The following is a 12,787-nucleotide window of genomic DNA, read 5'->3' on the forward strand; positions in this document are numbered from 1 at the left end:
GAACCACCGCGGTCAGCCGTCCCTGATGCGCCGCTTCGACGCCGCCGCCCTGCCCAACCCCTGAAGCAGGGAAGTGGGGCTTCCGCTCACCTCGGTGGGAGAAGAGGTGCGAGGAAGCGACTCGGCTCGCCGTGCCAGGTGATGGCGAGCGCGTCCCGGGCGCGGGTCGCCGCGACGAAGAGCAGCGACCGGGCGCGGTGCAGTTCTCGCCGGTGGCGGCTCGGATCCGTGTGCTCCCACGCGTCGACAGAGGCCCGGGGTACAAGCCCCTCGGCCGCTCCGGCGATGATCAGGCAGCGGTACTCCAGTCCCTTGAAGCGGTACATGGTGCCGATGTGGACGCCCTGGTCGCCCCGCGGCCCGTCCTGGGTGATCTCCGAAGGTGTGATCCCGCTTCGGGCGAGGCGGTCGGCGAGCTGGGTGACCATGTCGTTGGTCGGAACGCAGATCGCCATGGCCTCCCGGGGCACGTCGTGCCAGGCCCGCAACTGCTCGACGACGAGGTCCATCTCCTCGTCCCAGCTCCGTGCGCCGCGGAGCGAGGGTTCCGTGCCGTGGAGGACCGAGCGGTAGCCGGCGAGAGTGTCGGTGTCACCGTCGAGGTCGTCGTAGTCGGCGTCGCCCAGGACCCGGATGGCGTCGCGGAGGATCTCCCGGGTCGTGCGGTAGCTGAGGGTCAGCCGGGAGGACCTGCCGCGGATGTGGACGCCGAGGCTGCCGAGGGTGACCTGGTTGTCGTAGATCCGCTGGTGGGTGTCGCCGACGAGGAAGAGGTCGTCGGGCTCGGACGGCACCATGGCGCGCAGCATCTTCCAGTGGGCGGCGCTGAGGTCCTGTGCTTCGTCGACCACGATGTGCCGGTACCGGTAGCGCAGCCAGGCACCGGAGCCGGCCTCGACGTGGAGGTTGTGCAGGCCGCCCCGCTCCTCGCGCTCCTCGGCGCGACGGTCGATGCGGGCCTTGCGGGCCATCTCCAGGCGCGCGGCCCGCTCGGCGACCTGCCGGTGGGTCTCCAGGCCCTTGGTCTCGAGCCGCTGGGTGAAGCGCTCGGCCAGCTGCCAGATGCCGGCCCGTTCGGCGCGGGTGACGCTGCGGCCCCGCCCCGCGCGGCGGGTCTGGAAGTAGTCGCTCCGGGTGGACACGGCCTGGCCGAGGATGACCTGGTTCCACTCGTCGCTGAGGAACTCGGCGTTCCAGCGGGTCTCCCCGGTCTCCACCAGCAGTTCCCGCCACTCGCGGAGGGCCGACGTGTCGTCGATCCGCCGCTTCGCGTTACCCGGGTCGGCCTCGCTGACGATGCGAGTGGCGAGCTGGTCGACGTGGGCGATGTCGACGCGCGCCAGGACGTCGGGGCCGCCGAGGGAGAGCAGCCGGGCCCGCAGGTCCGCGGCGAGGTTCCGGTTGAAGGTGGTGAGGAGGACGGGCTTGGTGTGGCCGGGGGGAAGTTGGCCCACCAGGTGGCAGACGCGGTGGAGGGCGACGATCGTCTTGCCGGTTCCCGGCCCGCCGCCGACCCGGGCGGGGCCGGAGTACCGCCGTCGGACCAGTTTCTCCTGGGTGGGGTGGAGGAAGATCTTCCAGCGGCCGAAGTCGCCCTCCTCCAGGATGCTCTGCAGGGATTCGTCATCGGTGATCACCACGGTCTGGGAGCGGTCGACGGCCGCCTGCCAGTCGTCGGCGTCGAGGTTCCGCTCGGGCTCGGCCACCGCGACGGGCGCGGTCACCTGCTCCATCACCTCTTCGTACGGGACGCCGTCACGCAGCCGGAGGAGGACCTCCCCGGTGTGGCGGGGCGCGTACTCGGCGAGGCCGAGCAGTTCGTCGTCCGTGGTGAGCTTCCGGACGATGGGGATGAGGGGCTCGGTGACACCGAGGTCCGCGAGCTGCCGGTCGGTGTAGGCGCCGAAGAGCGGCTCCTCCGGCGGCTGCGATCCGACCGGTTCGAGGGCGGGAGCGGAGGGCGGCGCCGACACGGGCGCGGGCTCGGCGGGCGGTGTGAGGCCGCGGCGCAGCAGGCTCTCCTCGACGACCTGGAGGTCGACGTACTCGATGGCGCCGGTGATGTGGTTGATGCCGTAGTTGAACCGGTCCAGGTTCTTGTGGACATGCCCGCGGTGCTTGACCGAGACGAGCAGCCAGTCGTCACCGCCGAGGCGGATCATCAGCGCCCGCCACTCCCGGTTGACGCGCGCCGACCAGAGGCGGTCGTGGCCCTCCAGCTGCTTGAGGTGGAACCCGCCGGCGTCGGGATTACGGCGGAAGTCGTGCTGGAACTTGTAGAACGCCCCGAGGACCGCGCGGTCCAGCTTGACGATCTCCTTGTCCGCCTTGTCGAGCAGGCGCAGGGTCACGCCTGTCCGCGGCGTGCTGGTGACCGTCATCGCTCGTTCTCCCCGTGGTCGTTCGTGGTTCCGTCCGCGTCGCCTCGCGCCAGCGTGGCGAGTTCGTCGGCGTCCCATTCCGTCGCGGTGCGAACCTGCCAGCCCGCGTCGCGGTAGGCCGCGTCCCGTTGTTCCGCATCGATGTCCCGGCTGCTCCCCGGGTCCGGGCGGTGGGCGAGGACGACGCCCACGCGCCGGGCGGGCCAGGCGAGTTCGGCGGGCCAGGCGGCCACTCCGAGCTCGTAGCCGGCCTCGGGAGCGGGAACGCCCCGGTCGGCGAGCGCGCCGGCGAGCGCGTCGAGCCCCGGATCCTCAACGAGGAACTCGATGACCTCATCCCAGCCGGGATCACGGACGAGCGCGGCGGCCGCAGGCCCCTGTCGGTCCACCGACGGCCCGGGGGCCTCCGGTGCCGGCGTGTGCGCGCGCCGCTGGGAGGTGAGCCATCCGGCTCCGCCGGTGACCGCCAGTTCGGCCGGGTCGAATCCGGGCAGCATGCCGGTCGTGAGCTGGACCCCGTCCCCCTCCCCCGCGTCGAGGAACTGGATCAGGTTGCTCCAGTAGAGCCACGCCTGCCAGCGCCTGCGATGGGCGGTCTCGTCGGACGCGACCGTGTCGGGGCTGTCGTCGAGGACGGTCAGAGCCGTCCAGACCGCTCCGCTCTGCCCCCTGCGCAGATCGAGCGCGATGGTGAGCGGGCAGCCCGAGGCGTCCCGGGTCGCCATGACCTGGACCGCTCCCTGCCCTCCTGCCAGCCGTCGCCCGTGCAGCGCCTCGCTGATCCTGCGCCCGGTCTCCGCGCCGTCGGCCAGCGCCCGGCTGGTCGCCGAGACGGCAGCGAAGCCGGCGAGGGCGCTCTGGACACGGCGCCGCCAGGCCTCCGGGTCGGGGTCGGTGAGGTATCCGATCAGCGTCTCGACCGGGTTGGCCCACACCAGGCGTGTCAGGTCTCGGGTGTCGCCCGCGTGCATGCGCCGGTGCACGTCCATGGCGGTCTTCTGCGCGGTGTTCGGGTACGGCTTCCACACCGGGTCGGCCTGCGGGCCGGAACGTCCCGTCCAGGCCTGTACGTCGTCCCAGGTGAGCTGGAAGACCTGCCACCCGTCGGCGCGCAGCCGGGTGCGCTTCGCGGCGTCCTCCTCGGCGGTGAGGTGAACGGGGCTCGCGTGGTAGCGGTAGCCGTCGAGGTAGACGGCCACCCTGCGGTCGTCGTCATTGCTACGGAAGACCACGTCCGGCCGGGTGAAACCGAGCGGGGTCTGGGTCTCCATCTCCCAGCCGCGGACGGTCCCGTCGGGCGCGGTGAAGCGCAGGCTGGTGTCCCTGGTGCCGTCGGCGGTGAGCGCGGTGCGGACGCTGACGTCGTCCACGCGGTCGGCCCATTCCAGCAGCCCGCGCCGGAAGAGGGCCTCCAGTTCGCTCTCCACCTGGTGCACGAGGGTGATGTCCCGGGTGGTGGCGACCGGTTCGGTGCTCCAGCGGTCCGCCGTGCGGCCGAACAGCTCGCCGAGCATGTCGAGGGCGTGCTCGCGGCTCACGAGCTCGTACTCGCCGTCGGTGACGTGGCGGAGCAGACAGCGATGGCAGGCGGGCCGCCCCTGGCCCGCGCACACACAGGTCTCGATCACCTGCCGTGCGTCCTCCAGGACGCCCCGCAGACCGTCGCGGCCGGCGAGGCGGTGCAGGTATCCGGTGCCACCGGGCAGCGTGTCGTACAGGACGAGGAAGTGGCGGCGGAGCGGGCTCTCGCCACCTTCCTCGGGCATGGAGTCGGTGACGACCGCCAGGTGGTCGGGGTCGCCGCCGTAGCTGCGGGCGATTCCGGCCAGCAGCAGCGCCTTGAAGGACGCGAGCCGTTCCTTGGTGTGGGCGGTGACGGCGGGGATGAGGATGCGCAGGGCGTCGGTGCGCAGCTCGTGGGCGAGCAGCACCCGTTCTCCTCGCCGTGCGACGTCGGCTGCTGCTCGTCGCCGGGGGCACCAGGGCCGGTGGTACCGGGCATGGGCCGTCGCGTCGGAGGCGTCGTGGGCGGCGGGGCCGCCGTCCGGGTCGGCGAAGCCGCACGCGTCGCAGACCCAGAACGGGTTGAGGCGGACCTCCTGCCCGGCGAAAGTCGAGTCGGTGCCGCCGTCGACCCGGGTGGCTCCGACGTTGATGTGCCGGATCCGCGCCTGGCGGGTGAACTCCCATCCGAAGGTGGCGTGTTCGTGCTTCCAGGCCTGTTCGATGTCGTGCGCGTCGATGTCGACGGCCGGGACGACGGTGTAGTGCCGTCTCTCGCGCTCGTCACTGTCGTCGCGTACGCGGACGTCGTCGCGTTCGTCGCGGGAGGTGACGCGGCGCGGTACGAGGACCTTGTGCAGGCAGCCGATGTCGCCGATGGCCGCGGACCGGCAGCGGGGGCACGGGGAGGCGTCCTGTTCGGCGCGGTGGGTGCGGACGTGGCCGCAGTCGGGGCAGACGCGCCACCAGAGCCAGGCCGGGCGTCCGGGGCTGCCGATGTCGAGGCCGGTGACGCGGTGCTTGTATCCCTGGACGTAGTAGTGGTTGCCCGGGGCGAACTCGGAGAGGGCGAGGCGGGCGGGGCGGCTGTGGCGCAGGGTCTTGCTGTGGTTGGTGCGGGCCTCGTCGGCGGCCTTCTCCGTCCAGGTGAGCGTGGCCTCCAGCTCGGTGGTCGAGTCGATCAGGCTGTAGTTCGGCAGCAGGCCGAGGTCGACCAGGGCCCCGTGGGCGGTGGTGCGGCTGATCTCCCGGGACACGCGCGCCACGTCCCGGCGCTCGGCCCGCAGCTCACGTCCCTGCCGCTCGTGGTCGGGGTCGCCGGCGACGAGCAGCCCGTGGGCCCGGTCGATGGCCTCGGTCCGGCGCTGGAGTTCGGCGCGGCGGTCCTCCCAGCGTCTGCACGCGGTGTCGAGGGCGGCGCCCAGTCCGTCCTCGCCGGGGTCGGTCGCGTAGGTGACGAGGGCGGCGCGGGCCTGGGGGCTGACTCCGGTGCCTCGGCTCTCGTCGTAGGGAGGGAACAGGTCCAGGAAACCCTGCACGAGCCGTGCGCCGGCGGCGAGCGCGGCTTCGGCGAACTCGGCCTGCCACGCCGAGGCACCGAAGAGTTCGGTGGCGCGTCCGGGCAGGGGCCGCAGGGGCGTCCCGTCGGGAGCGGTCAGCCGTCCGGCGCCGGCGAGGTCGAGGAGGTGGGCCAGGTACTGGCGGCGCAGGATCTCGGCGGCGGACAGGTAGCAGCCGGGGGGCAGGACCTCTCCGGCGATCATGAGCCGGGGTTCTTCGAGGTAGTAGCGGTCGCGGGGGCCGCGGTCGACCATGGTGAGCAGGTAGGCGTTGCCGGTGGAGCGCCCCGCACGGCCCACCCGCTGGATGTAGTTGGCCGGTCCCTTCGGCAGCGAGGCGAGGACGACGGCCGACAGGTCGCCGATGTCGATGCCGAGTTCGAGGGTGGGGGTGCAGGACAGCACCTGCGGGTTGGCGTAGTGGACGCGGGTGCCCTCGCGGAACGCCTTCTCCACCGCCTCCCGTTTGGCGCGGCTGAGGGTTCCGGTGTGCTCGGCGGTGTTGATGGTGAAGACGCCGGCCTCGCGGTACATACGGCGGTAGAAGTCGTCCGTGAAGTCCCGCTGCCGCAGTCCGCTGTCGAGGTCGCGTCCGGTGCCGAGGGTGCCGCCGCACCGGTAGCGGGGGCACGGCTGCCCGTGCCACTGGTCGGCGAGGTCGGGGTGGATGGTCTGTTCCCAGAAGCACCGGGGGCAGTGCGCGGTGGCGTCGGGCAGCGTGTCGTCGGCGAGGGCGCGGACCTGGATGTGGCCGGGCTGGAGTCCGTAGACGCGGGTGGCGCCGTCGAGTGCCGTGCGTGCGGAGACGACGCCCGTGTCGGCGAGCGCGGGCAGCAGCCGGGTCAGGAAGACGCCGGCCGCCTCGGGGCGCAGTCCGAGGGAGCGTACGGCCCAGTCCTGGTACCAGCCGAGTCGACCGGTGAGGACGTCGAAGTCCTCGCTGCCCTGTTTGGGGGTGCCGAGCAGGAAGGCGGGGGCGGAGACCCCGCGAGGGAAGGCCGGCATCCCGGTCTCCCGCCCGCCCCAGATGGCCCACCGGCGCACGCCGCCCTGGTCCAGCCAGGGGTCCAGCCAGGCGTGCCGGACGGCTCCGCGGATCCGCATCCGCTCCAACAGCCCACGGACGAAGCCGGTGTACCGGTCGGGTCCGGGCGCCGAGCCGTCGGGCAGCGCGATCTCTCCGGGGGTGGTGAGGAGGATCTCCCGTACGAGGTCGGCCACGGCGTCCGGGTCCTGGAGGGGCACGTCGGCGGCGACGGTGCGGGTGAGTTCCAGGGTGCGGCCCTGCCGGGAGCGGAGGCCGAACTCCATGACGGTGGCGAAGGCCAGCCGCTGCGCGATCAGTTCCCAGGTGGCGCGGGACCCGCGACTGCGTCCGGAGAGCAGTGTGTCCACACCCCGGACGAGGTGGAGGTCCGGCGGGATGACGGCGGCCTGCACGGCCTTGCTGTCGACGACGTCCGCGATGAGGTCGGCGGCGAGGTCGTTCAGGGTGACCGGTTCGTCCTCGCCGATGCGGCTGGCGAGCAGGGCGCGCAGGGAGAAGGTGTACGAGCGGCTGGCGACGTATCCGGCGCGGTGGGCGGCGTCCTGGACGGAGTCGTTGAAGAGGAGGGTCTTGTCCTCTCCCAGGTTCTTGTCCAGTTCGCCGCCGGTGAAGAGCTGAGTGACGGCGGCAGCGGCGAGTGCGGCGAGGCCGGTGCCGAGGTAGCGGATGGAGTTGAAGGTGCGGCAGGCCGGGCACTGGTCGCGTTCGGCCGCCCGGTCACCGTCGAGGTCGGCGTGGACGAAGGCGGCGTTGTGCAGGGGCTTGGGCCTGCTCGTTCCCTCGCCGTCCTCGGCGGCGGTGAAGTCGGTCTCGGGTGCCAGCGGCCGGAGCCGTCCTCCCATGCCTTCCAGGACCATCACGGCGGGTCCGCCGCGCCGGCGGTCCGGGCCGGCGGCGAAGGCGGCCTCGTGCACCTCCCGGGGGGTCGCGGCGATCATGTTGCGCACCCGGCGCTTGTCGCGGCCGACGGAGGCCCGGCGGATCTTCGTGGCGTTCAGGTCGAGGTGGGCGGGGTCGACCTCCGGCGAGTACGCGGCCCAGCCGGAGCGTCCGCATTCGCGGCAGAACACGGCGGGCAGGAAGACCTGGGCCGGCGGCGGCGCGCTGTCGTCGGCCGGGGCGGGAGCCGGCCCGGCGGCGTCGAGCGGCACGGACGGGCCCTCCCCGTCGTACGGCGACGGGGTGGCACCGGTGGTCCGGCCCGCGCGGGCCAGCGCGCCGCCGGAGGTCACCCGTTCGTCGTCCCAGCGGAACTCGGCGCGGGCGGCGCCGATGCCGCGCAGCACACGGGAGACCGAGCGGACCCAGTGGTGGATCTCGACGGACAGCAGGGGCCGCCCGGGGTGCTCCGGGTCGCGGGCGTACGACAGGAGGGCGAGGTAGCGGGCGAGTGCGCGGGCGGCGAGGCCCGGCCGCTGCTGTACGGCCATGCCCCAGTGGTAGGCGTAGCGGGGCAGCACCTCGGTGATCTCGGCGAGGGTTCTGGGGGTGCCGTCGAGGATCTCCAGGACGGCGGAGGTGAGCCGGTGCCGGCGCAGGACGGCTCCGAGTTCCTCGGGTGTGGGTCCGCTCAGGCCGGTGAAGGCCGCGATGAGGGCGTCCATGACGCCCGGGTCGCGGGTGGGGTCGCCGAGGGCGTCGACCTCCTGGGGCGAGGGGAACGGCAGGGAGAAGTCGCTCTCGCCGGTGAAGTCCGTCGTGGAGCGCCGGTCCTCGCCGACGACCGCGTCGGGCGGGAACGGCACGCCGAAGACCTGCTCGGCGACCTCCAGCATGCCGGGCCGCCCGGCCTCGCCCCGCCTGGCCGCCGCGGAACCGCTGTCGTCGGGACCGCTCTCGCCGAGGGTGGCGGAGGTGGCGACGGGGCAGACCGGTCCCAGGGGCCGGCCGGGTTCGGCCAGGCCGGTGACCGATCCGAGGCGGCGCAGCAGCATGGCGACGTCCGTGCCCTGGGCGCCGTCGTAGGTGTGGAACTCGTCGAGCACGACGTACGCGAGCGGGGAGTCCTGCCACAGCCGCTGGTCCTCGGGCCGCTGGAGGAGCAGGTCGAGCATCTTGTAGTTGGTGATCAGGATGTCGGGCCTGGTGCGGCGGATCTCGTCCCGGTCGACGGCGATCGCGGGGTTGGCCTGCTTGAACTCCTGGGACGGCTTGTCGCCGATGTAGAGCGCGGCCCGCACGCCGGCGTCACGCAGCCGGGTGTCCTTCGGATCGTCGAGGCGCTTGCCGATCCGGTGGGCCTGGTCGGTGGCGAGGGCGTTCATGGGGTAGAGCAGGATCGCCTTGACGCCCTCCCGGCCGGCCTCGCGCTCCCGGAGGCAGTGGTCGAGGACCGGGACCAGGAACGACTCGGTCTTGCCCGATCCGGTTCCGGTGGTGACGAGCGTGGGCCGCGCCGGGCCGTGCAGGGTGGACAGCCGCTCCCAGGCGCGCTCCTGGTGGCGGTACGGGGTGAGGTCGGGGTGCCAGGCCAGGTGCCGCTTCCAGTCCTCGCCCGCGGCGGTCCTGAACGGCGTGCGGACTCGGAGGTAGGGGCCGCGGAAGATGCCGTCCTCGGCGTCGCCGAGGAAGCCCTCCAGGGCGCGGCGGGTGGACTCGTCGGCCAGCGCGTACGTCGTCGCGAGGTACTGGCTCAGACTGGCCCGTACCTGGTCGGCGGCGAGGGTGGGACGCACGCGCGGTTCCTCCTTGGTGCGGATGGTGCTGGTGGGCCGAGGGCGCCCGGTCACCGCCCTACGGTAACGGGGCGCTGGGGCGGAGTCGGCTCCGGCTCACACGCCCAGCTTCCGCCCCACGTACGCGATGCGCAGGGTGCGCTCCTCATGGACCAGGCGGAAGTGCATCCGGCCCGGCTTGGGCAGGAAGTCGCAGTGCCAGTCGAAGAGCTGGTTCTCGCCGTCGGTGTCGGGGAACCAGCACAGTTTCCGGCGCGTCTCGAACTCGGTGCGGACGTAGGAGCGCCACTGGGGCGCGATGGGCTGCTGCTCAGGGTCCCAGTCGCTGACCGCGTCCTGGAGTTCCCCGAGCCGCTCGCCCACCGGCCGTACCCATGCCTCGGGCAGTTCGGCGAAATGCTGCTCGGCGAGGGACGTGAACTGGAGCAGGGGAAAGAGCTCCGGACACCGCTCCCACAGCTCCGTGCCGGACCGCAGGCTCTTGACGGTCTCCTGACGAGCGGTGTTCGCGCCTCGCTGGATCCACGCAAGGTGGGTGGCGACGTGCTCCCGTCGGGCGGCGTGCCCCACCTCGACCTCGGTGCGCGCGAAATCACCGTCCTCGCCCTCGCCGTCGAGCAGTTCCTCCCGGACGAGCGTGAACCGGTCGGCGTCCCAGCGGGGCTCCACCGGCAGCGAGATACCGAGACCCCCGGTGAGGTGCGCCGCCCCGAGTCCTTCTACGGCGTCCCCGTCGTGCCGGTACTCGACGTCGGAGTAGGTCTCCCCCTCGGGGAAGGCCTCCCGGAGGGGCCACTTGGACTGGAGGATGGCCAGCCGCTTCCAGAGGTCGTGGGTGCCCGGCGAGCCGATCCACTTCTGGATCGCGTGGCCCTGGGCCAGATTCCAGGCGTTGATCGGTAACCGGGAGACGAGCAGGGTCCCCGCCCTGTCCTCCCTCGCCACGGCCAGCACCGCCCGGACCATGTCGGTCATGGCGTGGTTGACCCGTTCCGGGTCGGCCGTCGTCTCACAGGACTTCTCGTTCAGGAACAGCTGCGGCACGTATCCCCCTCCGCGACGATGTGTGCGCCGTGCCCCGCCCTCCCCGGCGGGGTCGGCCGGTGATCAGCCGATGAGCTGGTCGAGCGTGTTCTCCAGCTCGTCGAAGAAGCCCGAGGGCCACTGGTCGAGCATGCCGTCCTCGTCGACGCGGGGACTGACGAAGTTCACACCGGTGCCGTCGCCCCGGAAGTAGTGGAACACCGCCTGACCAGGCGCGAGCCGCCCCTGCTTGACGGCGAGGCGCACCCCGTTGATGACGTGGTCGCTGTGCGTCTCCATGATCACCTGGGCGCCCTGCGCCGCGGCCGAGGCGGCGAGCGTGGCCATCTGCGTCTGGCCCTGAGGGTGCAGGTGCGCCTCCGGGTTCTCCAGCAGGATCAGAGAACCGGGGCGGGCGCTCAGGCAGGCCACGACGATGGGCAGGACGTACGTGAGGCCGAAGCCGACGTTGCTGGGACGGCGGCGTTTGGTGGCTCCGGCAGTGCCTCGAAATCCGTACGAGAGGCTCACGACGTCCGCGCCCTTGATCGCGTCGGCCTGGATGTCCACACCCGGGCACAGGTCGCCCATCCAGGCAGCGGTCTGGTCGATCAGATCATCGGACGCGGCTTTCGGGTGGCGCAGCGGGCCGGCGGGAACCGTGTCCTCGCGGTGGTGGCGCAGGAAGTTGACCGTGTGCTCGCCATGTACGCCGAGGAAGCCCCGGCCGATGGCCACCTGGTGGTCGCGCGGGTAGAACTCGGCGGGCGAGATCCGGTCGGCGTGCAGGTACTGGAAGGGGGCGGTGAAGAACGCCGGGATCACGGCCGCCGGCCCGGTCGGCCGCTCCCGTCCGCCCTCGGAGATGTCGGGAAGGTCGACGTCGAGCAGGGGCAGAAGGTTCTGCTCGGCCTCGTACTCGGTGGTCCACCCGTAGTGATAGGGCCCCTCGTCCACAGCGAGGCTGATCCGGGGTTCCTCCTCCGTGAAGTCCTCGTGGAGGACGTCCTCTCCGGTTCCCAGGCCGACGAGTTCGCCGTTGAGCAGGAAGCCCTGGTTGGCGACGCTCGTGCGGAGCCCGGCCTGACGTGCTTGCGGCAGAAGCGAGGAGAACGCCAGATCACCGGACTCGTACGACTGGCGGAGCAGTGCGAGGGACTGGAGGACGCTGCTCTTGCCGGACGAGTTGAGGCCGGTGAGGAGGGTCAGCGGGCCGAGGGGGATCTCCGCGTGCTGGAACGCCTTGTAATTGTGCAGCGTCAATCGGTCGATCACTGTTCGGCCACCCCTCGGAACAGTCGTGCCACTTCCTGGAATCGGGTGCGGATCTTCGCCGGGTCCCCGGTGCCCACGGAGATCGACCGGTCGAAGTCCCAGTCGTCCATGAGCTCGAAGAAGCGGTCGTGCACCTTCGTCCGCGACGCTACCAGCCGTCTCCGCTCGTGATCATCAAGAAGCGCAAGATGGACGGAGATCGTCTCGAAGAGGGCCTTGTTGACGGCGGGAGAGCTGCGCTTTCCGCCTCGCCACTTGCGGAAGGCGTGCTCACCGAACAGATCCCGCGCGCACCGCATCGCCATCCGGAACTCCCGCGCCAGCTGCGCCCGCCGCTCCTCGCCGATGGTGTTGATCTGGTACATGGAGTCGATGAGGAACTTGTCGAAGTCCTTCTCGGTGTGCGCGGCCGGGTTGGTCAGACGGAAGGCGAGGAAGCGCAGCACCATCTCCCGGTCGGCCATCCGTTCGTCGGACACGCTCCACCGGGTGGCCTCGCCGAAGGCCGGGTCCTCGGCCAGGTCGGCGAGGAAGGTCCGGACCGGCCCGCTCACCAGCGCGTGCCGCAGCTCCTGCGGCTTCAGCGGCACACCGCCGGTGTTGATCCGGGAGAAGACGTTGTACTTGACCGCCTCCGGGGTGCCCTGCTGCATGATGTGGACGGTGAGCTGGGTCTCCCGCAGGCGCAGCTTCATCCGTCCGCTGAGGTCCTGGTAGGTACTGCCGTCGAGCTGCCAGAGGTAGTCCACGCCCCGGAGGGTCAACGGTCCCAGGTCGGTGAGCTCGGGCTTCATGAACCGGGCGATGGCGGTGAGCCGCTGGACGCCGTCCACGACGGCCCATGTGTCCTCGTCGCCGTACGCCATGTGGAAGTTGGAGATCGGGATGCGGAGGAGCAGCGACTCGATCAGCCGACTCTGCGCGCGGTCGCTCCAGATGCCGGAGCGACGCTGGAAGTCCGGCGCCAGGTCGAGCATGCCCTGCTCCAGACGGGACAGCAGCAGTTCCGGCGTGGTCGTCTCGGTCTGGATCCTGATGTCCTCCGGCCGGAACGGGGCAGAGATCCCGTCCACGTCCCGGTACTCGCCCTGCTCCTTGTCCTCCTCGTCGGCGGGGAGTTCCAGCTCGACACCGGTCGGACGGCCGTCGGAGCCGATTTCGAGCGGCGAGCCCAGTGGCAGGAGGAGCGAGTCCGGCTGGTCGACGTCCTCGGCCACGGCGTAGCCCCGGGGGTCCGACGATCGGCTCCCTTCGGCGCCCCGGCCGTGCCCGTCGCCCTCGGCTTCCGCCATGCCGCCTGTCGCCCTCCGTCGCCCGCTGCTT

Annotated in this window: 5 protein-coding genes; all 5 read right to left on the reverse strand. The window is 71.8% G+C overall.

The window, feature by feature from the left end; all coding sequences use genetic code 11:
- Window positions 1–86: 86 nt before the first annotated feature.
- Window positions 87–2,381, reverse strand: coding sequence for a UvrD-helicase domain-containing protein (locus tag ACZ6K0_RS29090; RefSeq protein WP_469232842.1), 2,295 nt, complete (start codon window positions 2,379–2,381; stop codon window positions 87–89).
- Window positions 2,378–9,220 carry a DEAD/DEAH box helicase gene (locus tag ACZ6K0_RS29095; protein ID WP_469232841.1) on the reverse strand — a complete coding sequence of 2,281 codons (6,843 nt, stop codon included), beginning with the start codon at window positions 9,218–9,220 and terminating at the stop codon, window positions 2,378–2,380. Before ACZ6K0_RS29095 ends, ACZ6K0_RS29090 begins: the two co-directional genes overlap by 4 nt.
- A gap of 42 nt (window positions 9,221–9,262) precedes the next feature.
- Entirely contained in the window at window positions 9,263–10,210 is a 948-nt protein-coding gene (locus ACZ6K0_RS29100) for a hypothetical protein (RefSeq protein ID WP_469232839.1), read from the reverse strand.
- 63 nt (window positions 10,211–10,273) lie between these two features.
- Entirely contained in the window at window positions 10,274–11,464 is a 1,191-nt protein-coding gene (locus tag ACZ6K0_RS29105) for an AAA family ATPase (protein WP_469232837.1), read from the reverse strand.
- The gene (locus tag ACZ6K0_RS29110) at window positions 11,461–12,756 is read right to left on the reverse strand and encodes a DUF262 domain-containing protein (RefSeq protein ID WP_469232835.1); all 1,296 of its coding nucleotides are present in this window, start codon (window positions 12,754–12,756) and stop codon (window positions 11,461–11,463) included. The genes ACZ6K0_RS29105 and ACZ6K0_RS29110 overlap by 4 nt, the downstream gene beginning before the upstream one ends.
- Window positions 12,757–12,787 lie beyond the last annotated feature (31 nt).

The sequence above is a fragment of the Streptomyces sp. NPDC042346 genome, from assembly GCF_055581845.1.